Annotated in this window: 28 protein-coding genes; all 28 read left to right on the plus strand. The window is 63.3% G+C overall.

The window, feature by feature from the left end:
- Positions 1 to 419 (plus strand): EF-Tu C-terminal domain-related protein (locus tag RFM40_RS01975; protein WP_488259955.1); only part of this gene is annotated, 419 nt, incomplete at its 5' end.
- A gap of 65 nt (positions 420 to 484) precedes the next feature.
- Entirely contained in the window at positions 485 to 793 is a 309-nt protein-coding gene (gene rpsJ / locus RFM40_RS01980) for a 30S ribosomal protein S10 (RefSeq protein WP_006205468.1), read from the plus strand.
- Positions 794 to 886: 93 nt separating this feature from the next.
- Entirely contained in the window at positions 887 to 1,606 is a 720-nt protein-coding gene (gene rplC / locus RFM40_RS01985; RefSeq protein ID WP_320220626.1) for a 50S ribosomal protein L3, read from the plus strand.
- On the plus strand, positions 1,606 to 2,226 hold the full coding sequence (gene rplD, locus RFM40_RS01990; RefSeq protein WP_126094109.1) for a 50S ribosomal protein L4: 621 nt from the start codon (positions 1,606 to 1,608) through the stop codon (positions 2,224 to 2,226). Before rplC ends, rplD begins: the two co-directional genes overlap by 1 nt.
- The gene (locus RFM40_RS01995) at positions 2,223 to 2,516 is read left to right on the plus strand and encodes a 50S ribosomal protein L23 (protein WP_059188488.1); all 294 of its coding nucleotides are present in this window, start codon (positions 2,223 to 2,225) and stop codon (positions 2,514 to 2,516) included. Before rplD ends, RFM40_RS01995 begins: the two co-directional genes overlap by 4 nt.
- Positions 2,517 to 2,538: 22 nt before the next feature.
- Positions 2,539 to 3,372 (plus strand): 50S ribosomal protein L2, encoded by an 834-nt coding sequence (rplB, locus tag RFM40_RS02000; protein WP_040970375.1) that lies wholly within the window; start codon positions 2,539 to 2,541, stop codon positions 3,370 to 3,372.
- Positions 3,373 to 3,388: 16 nt separating this feature from the next.
- Positions 3,389 to 3,667 carry a 30S ribosomal protein S19 gene (gene rpsS, locus RFM40_RS02005; RefSeq protein WP_006205463.1) on the plus strand — a complete coding sequence of 93 codons (279 nt, stop codon included), beginning with the start codon at positions 3,389 to 3,391 and terminating at the stop codon, positions 3,665 to 3,667.
- Between the two features lie 2 nt (positions 3,668 to 3,669).
- A complete protein-coding gene (gene rplV / locus RFM40_RS02010; protein ID WP_066989594.1) occupies positions 3,670 to 4,059 on the plus strand; it encodes a 50S ribosomal protein L22 in 390 nt (129 codons plus the stop codon).
- Positions 4,059 to 4,781 (plus strand): 30S ribosomal protein S3, encoded by a 723-nt coding sequence (gene rpsC / locus RFM40_RS02015; RefSeq protein WP_320226041.1) that lies wholly within the window; start codon positions 4,059 to 4,061, stop codon positions 4,779 to 4,781. The genes rplV and rpsC overlap by 1 nt, the downstream gene beginning before the upstream one ends.
- Before the next feature lie 27 nt (positions 4,782 to 4,808).
- Positions 4,809 to 5,222, plus strand: coding sequence for a 50S ribosomal protein L16 (gene rplP / locus RFM40_RS02020; RefSeq protein ID WP_027170364.1), 414 nt, complete (start codon positions 4,809 to 4,811; stop codon positions 5,220 to 5,222).
- Between the two features lie 12 nt (positions 5,223 to 5,234).
- Positions 5,235 to 5,435, plus strand: coding sequence for a 50S ribosomal protein L29 (rpmC, locus tag RFM40_RS02025; RefSeq protein WP_095807484.1), 201 nt, complete (start codon positions 5,235 to 5,237; stop codon positions 5,433 to 5,435).
- A 4-nt stretch (positions 5,436 to 5,439) separates the two neighbouring features.
- Positions 5,440 to 5,679 (plus strand): 30S ribosomal protein S17, encoded by a 240-nt coding sequence (gene rpsQ, locus RFM40_RS02030; RefSeq protein ID WP_059188492.1) that lies wholly within the window; start codon positions 5,440 to 5,442, stop codon positions 5,677 to 5,679.
- A 73-nt stretch (positions 5,680 to 5,752) separates the two neighbouring features.
- Entirely contained in the window at positions 5,753 to 6,121 is a 369-nt protein-coding gene (gene rplN, locus RFM40_RS02035) for a 50S ribosomal protein L14 (RefSeq protein WP_006205457.1), read from the plus strand.
- A 12-nt stretch (positions 6,122 to 6,133) separates the two neighbouring features.
- Positions 6,134 to 6,448 (plus strand): 50S ribosomal protein L24, encoded by a 315-nt coding sequence (gene rplX / locus RFM40_RS02040; protein WP_126054440.1) that lies wholly within the window; start codon positions 6,134 to 6,136, stop codon positions 6,446 to 6,448.
- Entirely contained in the window at positions 6,441 to 7,019 is a 579-nt protein-coding gene (gene rplE / locus RFM40_RS02045) for a 50S ribosomal protein L5 (protein ID WP_095777622.1), read from the plus strand. Before rplX ends, rplE begins: the two co-directional genes overlap by 8 nt.
- Before the next feature lie 26 nt (positions 7,020 to 7,045).
- Positions 7,046 to 7,351 carry a 30S ribosomal protein S14 gene (gene rpsN / locus RFM40_RS02050; protein WP_320220609.1) on the plus strand — a complete coding sequence of 102 codons (306 nt, stop codon included), beginning with the start codon at positions 7,046 to 7,048 and terminating at the stop codon, positions 7,349 to 7,351.
- A gap of 12 nt (positions 7,352 to 7,363) precedes the next feature.
- Positions 7,364 to 7,762 (plus strand): 30S ribosomal protein S8, encoded by a 399-nt coding sequence (gene rpsH / locus RFM40_RS02055; RefSeq protein WP_126084112.1) that lies wholly within the window; start codon positions 7,364 to 7,366, stop codon positions 7,760 to 7,762.
- A 112-nt stretch (positions 7,763 to 7,874) separates the two neighbouring features.
- Positions 7,875 to 8,408 carry a 50S ribosomal protein L6 gene (gene rplF, locus RFM40_RS02060; RefSeq protein ID WP_126084111.1) on the plus strand — a complete coding sequence of 178 codons (534 nt, stop codon included), beginning with the start codon at positions 7,875 to 7,877 and terminating at the stop codon, positions 8,406 to 8,408.
- A gap of 139 nt (positions 8,409 to 8,547) precedes the next feature.
- Positions 8,548 to 8,910 carry a 50S ribosomal protein L18 gene (gene rplR / locus RFM40_RS02065; protein WP_126100240.1) on the plus strand — a complete coding sequence of 121 codons (363 nt, stop codon included), beginning with the start codon at positions 8,548 to 8,550 and terminating at the stop codon, positions 8,908 to 8,910.
- Positions 8,911 to 9,044: 134 nt separating this feature from the next.
- A complete protein-coding gene (gene rpsE / locus RFM40_RS02070) occupies positions 9,045 to 9,608 on the plus strand; it encodes a 30S ribosomal protein S5 (RefSeq protein WP_320226040.1) in 564 nt (187 codons plus the stop codon).
- 25 nt (positions 9,609 to 9,633) lie between these two features.
- Positions 9,634 to 9,831, plus strand: coding sequence for a 50S ribosomal protein L30 (gene rpmD / locus RFM40_RS02075; protein WP_027170355.1), 198 nt, complete (start codon positions 9,634 to 9,636; stop codon positions 9,829 to 9,831).
- A 22-nt stretch (positions 9,832 to 9,853) separates the two neighbouring features.
- Entirely contained in the window at positions 9,854 to 10,327 is a 474-nt protein-coding gene (gene rplO, locus RFM40_RS02080; protein WP_320220606.1) for a 50S ribosomal protein L15, read from the plus strand.
- Between the two features lie 191 nt (positions 10,328 to 10,518).
- Entirely contained in the window at positions 10,519 to 11,859 is a 1,341-nt protein-coding gene (secY, locus tag RFM40_RS02085; protein ID WP_320226039.1) for a preprotein translocase subunit SecY, read from the plus strand.
- Positions 11,856 to 12,446, plus strand: coding sequence for an adenylate kinase (locus RFM40_RS02090; RefSeq protein WP_320226038.1), 591 nt, complete (start codon positions 11,856 to 11,858; stop codon positions 12,444 to 12,446). The genes secY and RFM40_RS02090 overlap by 4 nt, the downstream gene beginning before the upstream one ends.
- A gap of 207 nt (positions 12,447 to 12,653) precedes the next feature.
- A complete protein-coding gene (rpsM, locus tag RFM40_RS02095) occupies positions 12,654 to 13,022 on the plus strand; it encodes a 30S ribosomal protein S13 (protein ID WP_027170351.1) in 369 nt (122 codons plus the stop codon).
- 126 nt (positions 13,023 to 13,148) lie between these two features.
- The gene (rpsK, locus tag RFM40_RS02100) at positions 13,149 to 13,538 is read left to right on the plus strand and encodes a 30S ribosomal protein S11 (RefSeq protein ID WP_006205444.1); all 390 of its coding nucleotides are present in this window, start codon (positions 13,149 to 13,151) and stop codon (positions 13,536 to 13,538) included.
- Between the two features lie 98 nt (positions 13,539 to 13,636).
- Positions 13,637 to 14,647, plus strand: a complete 1,011-nt coding sequence (locus tag RFM40_RS02105; protein WP_059188661.1) for a DNA-directed RNA polymerase subunit alpha — start codon at positions 13,637 to 13,639, stop codon at positions 14,645 to 14,647.
- A 104-nt stretch (positions 14,648 to 14,751) separates the two neighbouring features.
- Positions 14,752 to 15,183: a 50S ribosomal protein L17 gene (gene rplQ / locus RFM40_RS02110; protein ID WP_278202605.1), complete on the plus strand. Its 432-nt coding sequence runs from the start codon at positions 14,752 to 14,754 to the stop codon at positions 15,181 to 15,183.
- Positions 15,184 to 15,189: the final 6 nt, after the last annotated feature.

The raw sequence follows: 15,189 nt of genomic DNA on the forward strand, positions 1-15,189 counted from the left end.
GCACGGGCGTGGAAATGTTCCGCAAGCTGCTCGACCAGGGCCAGGCCGGCGACAACATCGGCGCGCTTCTGCGCGGCATCGATCGCGAGGGCGTCGAGCGCGGCCAGGTTCTGGCCAAGCCGGGCTCGGTGAAGCCGCACAAGAAGTTCGTTGCCGAAGCCTACATCCTGACCAAGGACGAAGGCGGCCGTCACACGCCGTTCTTCACCAACTATCGTCCGCAGTTCTACTTCCGCACCACCGACGTGACGGGCATCGTGACGCTGCCGGCCGGCACCGAGATGGTGATGCCCGGCGACAACATCACCGTCGACGTCGAGCTGATCGTGCCGATCGCGATGGAAGAGAAGCTGCGCTTCGCCATCCGTGAAGGCGGCCGCACCGTCGGTGCCGGCATCGTCGTCACCATCAAAGAGTAATTGGACCGAAACGATCTGTCGCGGGCGCGGGGTGCCCGCGCCGCGCCAGAACAAGGAATTGACGCATGAACGGACAGAATATCCGCATCCGCCTTAAGGCGTTTGACCACCGGGTGCTCGACGCCTCGACGCGCGAAATCGTGTCGACCGCCAAGCGCACCGGCGCCAACGTCCGCGGCCCCATTCCGCTGCCGACGCGGATCGAAAAGTTCACGGTCAACCGGTCGCCTCACGTCGACAAGAAGAGCCGTGAGCAGTTCGAGATGCGCACCCACAAGCGGCTGCTCGACATCGTCGATCCGACCCCGCAGACGGTCGATGCTCTGATGAAGCTAGATCTGGCCGCCGGTGTCGACGTCGAGATCAAGCTCTAAGGAACAAGAGGGCGGGGCGACCCGGAACTCTGAAGGAACAAGAGGCGTGGAGGGGCGCTAGCCCCGACAGGGAACTCTAAAGGAATTGAACCGATGCGTTCAGGTGTGATTGCAAAGAAGGTGGGAATGACCCGCATCTACAACGATGCCGGGGAACACGTTCCCGTCACCGTTCTCCAGATGGAGAACTGCCAGGTCGTGGCGCAGCGCACGCAGGAGAAGAACGGCTACACCGCCGTCCAGCTCGGCGTTGGCCTTGCCAAGGTGAAGAACACGTCGAAGGCGATGCGTGGCCATTTCGCTGCTGCCTCCGTCGAGCCCAAGGCGAAGCTCGCCGAGTTCCGCGTCTCCGCCGACAACATGATCGACGTCGGCGCCGAGATCACCGTCGAGCACTTCGTCGCCGGCCAGAAGGTCGACGTGACCGGCACCTCGACCGGCAAGGGTTTCCAGGGCGTGATCAAGCGGCACAACATGGGTGGCGGCCGCGCCACGCACGGTAACTCGGTCTCGCACCGCACGCACGGTTCGACCGGTCAGCGCCAGGACCCCGGCAAGGTGTTCAAGGGCAAGAAGATGGCCGGCCACATGGGCGACGTCCGCGTCACCACGCAGAATGTGGAGGTCGTCTCGACCGATGCCGACCGCGGCCTGATCCTGATCCGTGGCGCCGTTCCCGGCGTCAAGGGCGCCTGGATCCTGGTCCGTGATGCGGCCAAGGTTGCGTTGCCCGCCAACGCGCCGAAGCCTGCCGCAATCCGCGCTGCCGCTGTCGCCAAGAACGACGCCTCGGCCACTGAGGGAGCTGAATAATGGACCTCAAGATCACAACGCTCGGCGGCAAGGACGCCGGCAAGGTGAAACTCTCCGAGGAGATTTTCGGCCTTGATCCGCGCGAGGACATCCTGCAGCGCGTCGTGCGCTGGCAGCTCGCCAAGAAGCAGCAGGGCACGCACAAGGCCAAGGGCCGCGCCGAGATCGCGCGCACCGGCGCCAAGATGTACAAGCAGAAGGGTACGGGCCGCGCCCGTCACCATTCGGCTCGCGCTCCGCAGTTCCGCGGCGGCGGCAAGGCGCACGGCCCGGTCGTGCGCAGCCATGAGCACGAGCTGCCGAAGAAGGTTCGCGCGCTGGGCTTGAAGCATGCTCTCTCGGCCAAGGCCAAGAGCGCCTCGTTGATCATCGTCGACGAGCTGAAGCTCGCCGAAGCCAAGACCAAGGCGCTGGCAGCTAGCCTCGAGACGCTGGGGCTGACCAACGCCCTGGTGATCGGCGGCGCCGAGCTCGACCAGAACTTCAAGCTGGCGGCGACCAACATTCCGAACATCGACGTGCTGCCCATCCAGGGCATCAACGTCTACGACATTCTGCGCCGCGGCACGCTGGTCCTTTCCAAGGCCGCCGTCGAGGCTCTCGAGGAGCGCTTCAAATGACCGACCTTCGTCACTACGACGTGATCGTCTCGCCGGCGATCACTGAAAAGTCGACCATGGCTTCCGAGCAGAACCAGGTCGTCTTCAACGTCGCCAAGAAGGCGTCGAAGCCGGAAATCAAGGCCGCCGTCGAAGCGCTCTTCGGCGTCAAGGTGATGGCCGTGAACACGCTCGTCCGCAAGGGCAAGATCAAGCGCTTCCGCGGCACGGTTGGCCGCCAGGGCGACGTCAAGAAGGCGGTTGTGACGCTGGCCGACGGCCAGTCGATCGACGTCGCGACGGGTCTCTGAGCAAGGCCGCGAGGACAGGACAATGGCACTCAAGAAATTCAACCCGGTAACGCCGAGCACCCGCCAGTTGGTCATCGTCGACCGCTCGGGCCTCTACAAGGGCAAGCCCGTCAAGGGGCTGACCGAAGGCCTGACCAAGTCGGGCGGCCGCAACAACTACGGCCGCATCACGGCCCGCTTCATCGGCGGCGGTCACAAGCGTTCGTACCGCATCATCGACTTCAAGCGTAAGAAGTACGACGTCGTCGGCACGGTGGAGCGTATCGAATACGATCCGAACCGCACCGCCTTCATCGCGCTGATCAAGTATGACGACGGCGAGCTGTCCTACATCCTGGCGCCGCAGCGTCTGGCCGCCGGCGACAAGATCGTGGCCGGCGAAGCGGTCGACGTGAAGCCGGGCAACGCGATGCCGCTGGCCTCGATGCCGGTCGGCACGATCGTCCACAACATCGAGCTGAAGCCGGGCAAGGGCGGCCAGGTCGCCCGTTCGGCGGGCGGCTACGCCCAGCTCGTCGGCCGCGACCAGGGCATGGCGATCCTGCGCCTCAACTCGGGTGAGCAGCGCGTCGTGCACGGCTCCTGCATGGCCACCGTCGGCGCCGTGTCGAACCCCGACCACGGCAACATCAACGACGGCAAGGCCGGCCGTACGGTGTGGCGGGGAAAACGCCCGCACAATCGCGGCGTGGCCATGAACCCGGTCGATCATCCGCACGGCGGCGGTGAAGGCCGCACCTCGGGTGGCCGTCATCCGGTTTCGCCCTGGGGCAAGCCGACCAAGGGCAAGAAGACGCGGTCCAACAAGGCGACCGACAAGTTCATCGTGCGCTCGCGCCATCAGCGCAAGAGCTAAGAAGAGGTAACGCCAAGTGACTCGTTCGATTTGGAAAGGCCCCTTCATCGACGGCTACCTTCTCAAGAAGGTGGACAAGGTTCGTGAAGGCGGTCGCAATGAGGTGATCAAGATGTGGAGCCGTCGCTCCACCATCCTGCCGCAGTTCGTCGGCTTCACCTTCGGTGTCTACAACGGCCAGAAGCATGTCCCGGTCTCCGTGAACGAGGACATGGTCGGTCACAAGTTCGGTGAATTCGCTCCGACCCGGACCTATTACGGTCATGGCGCGGATAAGAAGGCGAAGAGGAAATAATCATGGGCAAGGCCAAAGCTCCGCGCAGGCTTGCTGACAACGAGGCGCGCGCCGTGCTGCGCACGATCCGTATCAGCCCGCAGAAGCTGAACCTGGTTGCCGCGCTGATCCGCGGCAAGAAGGTCGCGACCGCGCTCTCCGACCTCGAATTCTCGGCCAAGCGGATTTCCGGCACGGTCAAGAAGACGCTGGAATCGGCGATCGCCAACGCGGAAAACAATCACGACCTCGATGTCGATGCGCTGATCGTGTCGGAAGCCTATGTCGGCAAGTCGATCGTCATGAAGCGGTTCCACGCTCGTGGCCGCGGTCGCGCAAGCCGTATCGAGAAGCCGTTCTCGCACCTCACGATCGTCGTTCGTGAAGTCGAGGAAAAAGGGGAGGCCGCATAATGGGCCAGAAAGTCAATCCGATCGGGCTGCGTCTCGGCATCAACCGCACCTGGGATTCGCGCTGGTTCGCGAACACCGGCGAGTACGGCCAGCTGCTGCATGAGGACATCAAGATCCGCAAGTATCTTGAGAAGGAACTCAAGCAGGCCGCGATCTCCAAGGTCGTGATCGAGCGTCCGCACAAGAAGTGCCGCGTCACCATCCACGCCGCGCGTCCGGGCCTGATCATCGGCAAGAAGGGCGCCGACATCGAGAAGCTTCGCAAGAAGCTGATGGAGATGACGAAGTCCGAGACGCACCTCAACATCGTTGAAGTGCGCAAGCCGGAAATCGACGCCACGCTGATCGCCCAGTCGATCGCCCAGCAGCTGGAGCGCCGCATCGCGTTCCGCCGCGCCATGAAGCGTGCCGTTCAGTCGGCCATGCGTCTCGGCGCCGAAGGCATCCGCATCAACTGCGGCGGTCGTCTCGGCGGCGCCGAGATCGCGCGCATGGAGTGGTACCGCGAAGGCCGCGTGCCGCTGCACACGCTGCGCGCCGATGTCGACTACGGCACGGCCGAGGCGCAAACGGCTTACGGGATCTGCGGCGTCAAGGTGTGGGTGTTCAAGGGCGAGATCCTCGAGCACGACCCGATGGCCTCCGAGCGTCGCGCCACGGAAGGCGATCACGCAGGTGGCACCGGCGAGCGCGAGCGCGGTCGTCGTCGCGAGAACGCCTGAGACATTTGAGAATTTGGAGTTAGAACGATGCTGCAGCCAAAGCGCACAAAGTTCCGCAAGCAGTTCAAGGGCCGTATCCACGGTACCGCCAAGGGCGGCACCAATCTGGATTTCGGCGGTTTCGGGCTGAAGGCGCTTGAGCCGAACCGCGTCACCGCGCGCGAGATCGAGGCGGCCCGCCGCGCGATCACCCGCGAGATGAAGCGCGCCGGCCGCGTCTGGATCCGGGTGTTCCCGGATCTGCCGGTCACCTCGAAGCCGACCGAAGTGCGCATGGGTAAAGGCAAGGGCGCCGTCGACTATTGGGCGGCGCGCGTCAAGCCTGGCCGCATCATGTTCGAGATCGACGGCGTCAGCGAAGAGACCGCGCGTGAGGCGCTGCGTCTCGGCGCCGCCAAGCTCTCGGTCAAGACGCGCTTCGTACAGCGCATCGCAGAATAAGGACGGGCCGACATGAAAGCCGAAGACATCCGGACCAAGACCCAGGATCAGCTGACCGACGACCTGGCCAGCCTGAAGAAGGAGCAGTTCAACCTGCGCTTCCAGAAGGCCACCGGCCAGCTCGAGAAGACCGCGCGCGTGAAGCAGGTCCGCAGGGACATCGCGCGTATCAAGACCATCGCCGCGGAAAAAGCCGCGGCCAAGAAGGGTTAAGACCATGCCAAAGCGCATCCTGCAGGGCACCGTCGTCAGCGACAAGAACGAGAAGACGGTCGTCGTCAAGGTCGAGCGGCGCTTCACGCATCCCGTGATGAAGAAGACCGTGCGCCTGACCAAGAAGTACAAGGCGCATGACGAGAACAACGCCCACAAGGTCGGCGACCAGGTGTTCATCCAGGAATCGAAGCCGATTTCGAAGGACAAGCGCTGGATCGTCGTCACGTCGGACCAGGCGTAAAACAAACGAATTTTGGACAGACCGGGGAGGGGTGAAGAACCCGTCCCGTTAGAAAAGAAGAAGGCGGCCAGTCATGATTCAGATGCAAACAAACCTCGACGTCGCGGACAACTCCGGCGCCCGTCGTGTCATGTGCATCAAGGTGCTGGGCGGCTCGAAGCGGAAGTATGCCTCCGTCGGCGACATCATCGTGGTGTCGATCAAGGAAGCCATCCCGCGCGGCCGCGTGAAGAAAGGCGATGTGATGAAGGCGGTCGTGGTTCGCACGGCCAAGGACATCCGCCGCCCGGACGGCAGCGTGATCCGTTTCGACAAGAACGCGGCCGTTCTCGTCGACAACAAGAAAGAGCCGATCGGCACGCGTATCTTCGGGCCGGTTCCGCGCGAGCTTCGCGCCAAGAACCACATGAAGATCATCTCGCTCGCGCCCGAAGTGCTGTAAGGAGCCGGACCAATGCAAAAGATCAGAAAAGGCGACAAGGTTGTCGTGCTTGCCGGCAAGGACAAGGGCCGTTCGGGCGAAGTCCTGTCGGTGCAGCCGAAGGAAGACACCGCGCTCGTGCGCGGCGTGAACCTCATTCGCCGTCACCAGAAGCAGACCCAGTCCCAAGAGGGCGGGATCATCACCAAGGAAGCGCCGATCCACCTATCGAACATCGCGCTGGCCGACCCCAAGGACGGCAAGCCGACCCGCGTCGGCTTCACCATCCAGAAGGACGGCAAGAAGGTGCGCGTCGCCAAGCGTTCGGGAGAAGTCATCAATGGCTAAGGCTGAAACCAAGCAGGCGGCTGCCAAGAACGAGCCGCGCCTCAAGAAGGTCTACCAGGAGACCATCCGTAAGGCGTTGCAGGAGCAGTTCGGCTACGACAACGAGATGCAGGTTCCGCGCATCGACAAGATCGTGCTGAACATGGGCGTCGGCGAGGCGACCGGCGATTCCAAGAAGCCTTCGGTCGCGGCCGAAGACCTCGCGCTGATCGCCGGTCAGAAGGCTGTCGTCACCCGCGCCCGCAACTCGATTGCCGGCTTCAAGGTGCGCGAGAACATGCCGATCGGCGCCAAGGTCACGCTGCGCAAGGAACGCATGTACGAGTTCCTCGACCGCCTCGTGAACATCGCGCTGCCGCGCGTCCGCGACTTCCGCGGGCTGAACCCGAAGAGCTTTGACGGCCGTGGCAACTACGCCATGGGCATCAAGGAACACATCGTGTTCCCGGAGATCAACTACGACAAGGTTGATCAGGTCTGGGGCATGGACGTCATCGTTTGTACGACGGCGAAGACGGACGACGAGGCCAGGGCGCTGCTCAAGGCCTTCAACTTCCCCTTCCGCCAGTAACGGCAGCGAAAAAGGAAAAATCTGAAATGGCAAAGACCAGCTCAGTCGAGAAGAACAACCGGCGCCGCAAGCTCGCCGACCAGTACGCCGCCAAGCGCAAGGCGCTCAAGGACATCGTCATGGATCAGTCCAAGCCGATGGAAGAGCGTTTTCGCGCCCAGTTGAAGCTTTCGGCGCTGCCGCGCAACTCGGCCAAGATCCGCATCCGCAACCGCTGCGAAGTCACCGGCCGCCCGCGCGCCTACTATCGCAAGCTCAAAGTATCGCGTATCGCGCTTCGCGATCTGGGCAACAACGGCCAGATCCCGGGCCTGGTCAAGTCGAGCTGGTAAGGAGACACTGAGATGTCATTGAGCGATCCTCTCGGCGATATGCTGACCCGCATCCGCAACGCTTACGGCCGCAAGAAGTCGAGCGTCTCGACCCCGGCCTCGCGTCTGCGCGCCCGCGTCCTCGAAGTGCTGAAGTCGGAAGGCTATATCCGCGACTACAGCCAGACCGACTTCGACAACGGCAAGTCGGAAATCGAGATCGAGCTGAAGTATTTCGACGGCGCGCCGGTCGTGCGCGAGATCGAGCGCGTCTCGAAGCCTGGCCGCCGCGTCTATGTCTCGGCCAAGTCGATCCCGCACGTCGCCAACGGCCTCGGCATCGCCATCCTTTCGACGCCGAAGGGCGTCATGGCCGATCACGAGGCACGCGAGCAGAACGTCGGCGGCGAGATCCTCTGCCAGATCTTCTAGGGGTGAATGGTCAATGGTGAATAGTGGATGGTGAAACTGCACGGACTTTGACCGCGCCTTTCACCATTTCACCATTCACCATTCACAGCAGTTAAGGAAAGAGGAGACAACAATGTCTCGTATCGGAAAGAAACCCGTTTCGCTGCCGCAGGGCGTGACCGCGACCGTCAACGGCCAGACCGTGACGGCGAAGGGCCCCAAGGGCGAGCTGAAGTTCGTGGTGAACGACGAAGTGCTGGTCAAGATGGAAGGCAGCGAGATCGCTGTCGAGCCGCGCGACCAGTCGAAGACCGCCCGTTCCAAGTGGGGCATGTCGCGCACGCAGATCGTCAACATCCTGCAGGGCGTCAAGGACGGCTTCGAGAAGAAGCTCGAGATCACCGGCGTCGGCTATCGCGCCGCCATGCAGGGCAAGAACCTGCAGCTCGCGCTCGGCTTCAGCCACGACGTGGTCTATGAGACGCCGCAGGGCATCACGATCTCGGTGCCGAAGCCGACCGAAATCACGGTCTCCGGCATCGACAAGCAGCAGGTCGGTCAGGTCGCCGCCGAGATCCGCGAATATCGCGGTCCGGAGCCCTACAAGGGCAAGGGCGTGCGCTACGCCGACGAGCGGATCGTGCGCAAGGAAGGCAAGAAGAAGTAATAGGCTTGGTCCCGAAAAGTTGCAGACTTTTCGGAAAGGACCAAGCCGGAGAAGTGTAACGCCGCGGGGAGCGGCCGCGGGAGGCATCGGCCTACCGCACGAGGTTGCCCCCGTTTTCTGAAGGCAAGGAACTGACATTATGGCAAGCCCCAAGGAAACCACCCAACGCCGCGCGCAGCGCGTACGCCGCCAGCTCAAGAAGGTCGCCGGCGAGCGTCCGCGTCTCTCGGTGCACCGCACCTCGAAGAACATCTACGTCCAGGTCATCGACGACGCGAAGGGCCGCACGCTGGCCGCCGCATCGACGCTGGAGAAGGATCTCAAGGGTTCGCTCAAGACCGGCGCCGACACCGCGGCCGCTGCTGCTGTCGGCAAGTTGATCGCCGAGCGCGCCACGAAGGCCGGCGTCAAGGAAGTCGTCTTCGATCGTGGTGCCTACATCTATCACGGCCGCGTCAAGGCGCTGGCCGAGGCTGCCCGCGAGGGTGGCCTGAGCTTCTAAGCATGGTCCCGAAAAGTTGCAGACTTTTCGGATAGGATCATGCAAAGGAAGAAATGATTTTTCGCCGCCGGCGACCCATAGAGGCGCCGGCATTTCAGCAACCCGTGCTTCCGGAAAAGAACAAGGACTAGGATATGGCACAGGAACGTAGGGAAGGCGGCCGCGGCCGCGATCGCGAAGAGCGCGACGACGGCATGGTGGACAAGCTCGTCCACATCAACCGCGTCGCCAAGGTGGTGAAGGGCGGCCGTCGTTTCGGCTTTGCCGCGCTCGTCGTCGTCGGCGACCAGAAGGGCCGCGTCGGCTTCGGCCACGGCAAGGCGCGCGAAGTGCCGGAGGCGATCCGCAAGGCGACCGAGTCGGCCAAGCGCGACATGATCTTCGTGCCGCTGCGCTCGGGCCGCACGCTGCATCACGACGTCGAGGGTCGCTGGGGCGCCGGACGCGTGCTGCTGCGCGCCGCCAAGCAGGGTACCGGCATCATCGCCGGCGGCCCGATGCGCGCCGTCTTCGAGACGCTCGGCATGCACGACGTGGTCGCCAAGTCGATGGGTTCGTCGAACCCGTACAACATGGTTCGCGCCACCTTCGACGCGCTGAAGAGCCAGATGCATCCGAAGGATGTGGCTGCTGCACGCGGCATCAAGTACTCGACCCTTCAGGCCCGCCGCGGCACCGCCGTTGCGACTGAAGAATAGTCGACGCTGACCAGGGATTTCGACCATGGCCAAGAAAGCTACCAAGACCATCACCGTCGAGCAGATCGGTTCGCCGATCCGCCGGCCGAAGGAGCAGCGCGCGACGCTGGTCGGCCTCGGCCTCAACAAGATGCACAAGCGGCGCACTCTGGAAGACACCCCTTCCGTGCGCGGCATGATCGCCGCCGTCCAGCATCTCGTCCGCGTCGTGGACGAGGCCTGACCGGAACCGCAGGAGAACGAAGATGAAACTCAACGATCTGCGTGACAAGGACGGCGCCACGCACTCCAAGAAGCGCCTCGGTCGCGGCATCGGCTCCGGCTCGGGCAAGACAGCGGGTCGCGGCGTCAAGGGCCAGAAGGCGCGCTCCGGCGTCGCCATCAACGGCTTCGAGGGCGGCCAGATGCCGCTCTACCGTCGCCTGCCGAAGCGCGGCTTCAACAATCTGTTCGGCAAGAGCTTCACTGTCGTGTCGCTCGCCCGCATCCAGGCCGCAGTCGACGCCAAGAAGCTCGACGCCAAGGCGACCGTGACGGCCGAGACCCTGATCGCCGCCGGCGTCATCCGCCGCGCCAAGGACGGCGTGCGCGTGCTCTCCGACGGCGAGCTTAAGGCCAAGCTCAGCTTCGACGTCGCCGGCGCCTCCAAGGCGGCGATCGAGAAGATCGAGAAGGCCGGCGGTTCGGTGAAGCTGCCGGAAGCGGCCGCCGCCGAGTAACGGCGATTTGAAGCGCGGCCGGCGGGAATGATTTCGTTTTTGCCGGCGAACCGCGTTTCGATCTGATCAATTGGGCGGCCGCGTCAACGCGGCCGCTTGCATGTTTACGGTCCGGAGCTTATCTCGTGAGCTTCGGTGACACGCGCCGCCTGAGCTGCGGGCATCGAGCGTGACCTAGCGGAGAATCAGGCATGGCTTCGGCTGCTGAACAACTAGCCTCCAATCTGAATTTTGCGGCCTTCGCCAAGGCCGAGGATCTGAAGAAGCGCATCTGGTTCACCATCGGCGCGCTGCTCGTCTATCGCCTCGGCACCTACATCCCGCTTCCCGGCATCAATCCCGACGCTTTCGCGCAGGCCTTCTCCTCGCAGAGCAAAGGCGTGCTCGGCATGTTCAACATGTTTGCCGGCGGTGCCGTGCAGCGCATGGCGATCTTCGCGCTCGGCATCATGCCCTACATCTCCGCCTCCATCATCATGCAGCTGATGACCTCGGTCATCCCCTCGCTGGAGGCGCTGAAGAAGGAAGGCGAGCAGGGCCGCAAGATCATCAACCAATACACGCGCTACGGCACCGTGCTGCTTGCCTTGGTGCAGGCCTACGGCATTTCGATCGGCCTCGAGGGCGGCAACGGCATCGTCAACGATCCCGGCATGTTCTTCCGCATCTCGACCGTCGTCACGCTGGTCGGCGGCACCATGTTCCTGATGTGGCTCGGCGAGCAGATCACCGCGCGCGGCATCGGCAACGGCATTTCGCTGATCATCTTCTCGGGCATCGTCGCCGGCCTGCCGCGCGCGATTTCCGGCACGCTGGAACTCGGCCGAACAGGTGCGCTGTCCACGGGCCTCATCCTGGCGATCATCGTTCTCGCCATCGTCGTCATTGCGGTCATCGTGTTCTTCGAGCGTGCCCAGCGGCGCCTGCTCATCCAGTATCCGAAGCGGCAGGTCGGCAACCGCATGTTCCAGGGCGATACCTCGCACCTGCCGCTGAAGCTCAACACCTCGGGCGTCATCCCGCCGATCTTCGCGTCCTCGCTGCTGCTCCTGCCGGCAACGGTCGCCGGCTTCTCGCAGACGACCAACCTGCCGGCCTGGGCAAGCACGGTTCTGGCGTCCCTCGGCCACGGCCAGCCGCTCTACATGGCGTTCTATGCGGCGATGATCATCTTCTTCGCCTTCTTCTACACAGCGATCGTCTTCAATCCGAAGGACACGGCCGACCAGCTCAAGAAGCATTCCGGCTTCATCCCGGGCTATCGGCCGGGCGAGCGCACGGCCGAATATATCGACTTTGTTCTGACGCGTATCACCGTCATCGGCGCCATCTACCTGGTGCTGGTGTGTCTATTGCCTGAGTTCCTGATTTCAGCGACTGGCGTACCTTTCTACCTCGGTGGCACATCGCTTCTGATCGTGGTCAGTGTCACGCTCGACACGGTGGCGCAGATTCAGGGTCACCTGATCGCGCACCAGTATGAGGGCCTGATCAAGAAGTCGAAGTTGCGCGGGGGTAAGAGGAGCAGATGAGGCTGATATTGCTTGGGCCGCCAGGAGCGGGCAAGGGGACGCAAGCACAGAGACTGGTAGAAAAACACGGCATACCCCAGCTTTCCACGGGTGACATGCTGCGTGCCGCCGTCCAGGCCGGAACCGAGGTCGGCAAGCGCGCCAAGGCGGTGATGGATGCCGGCGAGCTGGTGTCCGACGCGATCGTCAACGCGATCGTCGCCGAGCGGATCGACCAGCCCGACTGCGCCAGGGGCTTCATCCTCGACGGATATCCGCGCACGCTGGTGCAGGCCGACGCCGTCGAAGCGATGCTTGGTGAGCGCAACATCGCGCTCGACAGTGTCATCGAGCTCGTCGTCGACGACAAGGCGCTGGTCGGGCGCATCGTCAAGCGCGCCGAGGACGCCAAGGCCGCCGGCCAGCCGGTGCGCAAGGACGACAATCCGGCTGTGTTCGAGGAGCGCCTGCGCGAATATTACAAGAAGACGGCGCCGCTGACCGGCTATTACTATGCCAAAGGCAGGCTGAGAACCGTCGACGGCATGGCCAGCATCGACGCGGTGACGACGGAGATCGAGAAGGTGCTCGCGGCGACGGCGAAGTAGGCCGTTCCGACAAGTAACGATTGCGCTTGACTGGAAGGAGCCGTTGGGGTATGGCGGCCCGTCTTCCTGTCAGGCATGGACTTTGCTTGCCCGCAAGGGCAGGGCAGTCGTTTTGAACCAGGAAACTCCCGCAAGGGCCGGCCTCCACCGGACGCGGGGCAACTTAGATAGCGCCGGCTTGGCCGGCCCATATGGAGATGAGAAGAAATGGCTCGTATAGCCGGCGTCAACATTCCGACCAACAAGCGCGTCGTCATCGCGCTTCAATACATTCACGGCATCGGCAAGAAGTTTGCCCAGGAGATCGTCGACAAGGTCGGCATCCCGGCAGACCGCCGCGTCAATCAGTTGACCGACGCGGAAGTGCTGCAGATCCGCGAGACGATCGACCGCGACTATCAGGTCGAAGGCGACCTGCGCCGCGAAGTCTCGATGAACATCAAGCGGCTCATGGACCTCGGCTGCTACCGCGGCTTGCGTCACCGACGCTCGCTGCCGGTCCGCGGTCAGCGCACGCATACCAATGCGCGCACCCGCAAGGGCCCGGCCAAGGCGATCGCCGGCAAGAAGAAGTAATTGAGCGAATAGCGAGTAGCCATTAGCGAGTAGGGGGCCCTATTCGCTATTCCCTACTCACTACTCGCTTCCAAAGGTGGAGCCGCTGGCATTACGGCGGTGTAGAGATCAACTGAAAGGACTACAATGGCCAAGGAAGCCGCTCGTGTTCGCCGTCGCGAACGCAAGAACATTTCGTCGGGCGTTGCCCACGTCAATTCGACCTTCAACAACACCATGATCACCATCACCGACGCGCAGGGCAATTCGATTGCCTGGTCGTCGGCCGGTGCTCAGGGCTTCAAGGGTTCGCGCAAGTCGACCCCGTTCGCGGCCCAGATGGCCGCCGAGGACGTCGCCAAGAAGGCCCAGGAACACGGCATGCGCATGCTCGAGGTCGAGGTCTGCGGACCCGGCTCCGGTCGCGAATCGGCGCTGCGTGCCCTGCAGGCTGCCGGCTTCACCATTACCTCGATCCGTGATGTGACGCCGATCCCGCACAATGGCTGCCGCCCGCGCAAGAAGCGTCGCGTCTAATCTAGAAAACGCCGCGCGAGCGCCGAAGCGCTCCTCCGCGGCAATTCCAGGCTGCCCGCCACGATTGGATGGTGGCGGGTCAAAGGAAGGAAGACAACATGATCCAGAAAAATTGGCAGGAACTGATCAAGCCGAACAAGATCGAGTTCTCGTCGAAGAAGAAGACGCTGACCACGCTGGTGGCCGAGCCGCTCGAGCGCGGCTTCGGCCTCACCCTCGGCAACGCGCTGCGGCGCGTGCTTCTGTCTTCGCTGCGCGGCGCGGCCGTCACCGCCGTGCAGATCGACGGTGTGCTGCATGAATTCTCGTCCATCGCCGGTGTGCGCGAGGACGTGACCGACATCGTGCTCAACATCAAGGAAATCGCCATCCGCATGGAAGGCGATGGCCCCAAGCGCATGGTCGTGCGCAAGCAGGGTCCGGGCGCCGTGCTGGCTGGCGACATCCAGACCGTCGGCGACGTCGAGATCCTCAACCCCGACCACGTCATCTGCACGCTGGACGAGGGTGCCGAGATCCGCATGGAGTTCACCGTTGACACCGGCAAGGGCTATGTGCCGGCCGAGCGCAATCGCGCCGAGGACGCGCCGATCGGCCTGATCCCGGTCGACAGCCTCTACTCGCCGGTCAAGAAGGTCTCCTACAAGGTCGAGAACACCCGTGAGGGCCAGGTTCTGGACTATGACAAGCTGACCATGACGATCGAGACCGACGGTTCGATCTCGGGCGAGGACGCGGTGGCTTTCGCTGCCCGCATCCTGCAGGACCAGCTCAGCCTGTTCGTCAACTTCGACGAGCCGCAGAAGGAAGTCGCCACCGAGGCCGTCACCGAGCTCGCCTTCAACCCGGCGCTGCTCAAGAAGGTCGACGAACTCGAGCTTTCGGTGCGTTCGGCCAACTGCCTGAAGAACGACAACATCGTCTATATCGGCGATCTGATTCAGAAGACCGAAGCCGAGATGCTGCGCACCCCGAACTTCGGCCGCAAGTCGCTGAACGAGATCAAGGAAGTGCTGGCTGCGATGGGCTTGCACCTCGGCATGGAAGTGCCGGACTGGCCGCCGGAAAACATCGAAGACCTCGCCAAGCGTTACGAAGACCAATATTGAGCATGAATTCCAAGGATCGGCGGCGTGAGCCGCTCGATCCGACGGTCATGCGGAAAACCATCAGAGGCCGTGGCCTCTTGAACAACTGAAGAAGGAAAAGAGCCATGCGCCACGGTTTCAAAGGCCGTCGCTTCGCCCGCAGCGTAAGCCACCGCAAGTCGATGTTCGCCAACCTCGCCGTGTCTCTGATCGAGCACGAGCAGATCGTCACCACCCTGCCGAAGGCGAAGGACCTGCGTCCGATCGTCGAGAAGCTGGTGACGCTCGGCAAGCGCGGCGACCTGCACGCCCGCCGCCAGGTGATCGCGCAGATCGGCAATGAAGGCGTCGTCAAGCGCCTGTTCGAAACCATCGCCCCGCGCTATGCCACCCGCAACGGCGGCTACCTGCGCATCATGAAGGCGGGCTTCCGCAAGGGCGACAACGCCGCGATGGCGGTCATCGAGTTCGTCGACCGCGACACCTCGGCCAAGGGCGCCGCTGACCGCGCCCGTCTCGAGGCCGAAGGCGGCAACGAGGAAGCCGCGGCCGCCTGAGGCCTC

Origin of the sequence: Mesorhizobium captivum, from assembly GCF_033977165.1 — a bacterium.
Classification (GTDB): domain Bacteria; phylum Pseudomonadota; class Alphaproteobacteria; order Rhizobiales; family Rhizobiaceae; genus Mesorhizobium; species Mesorhizobium captivum.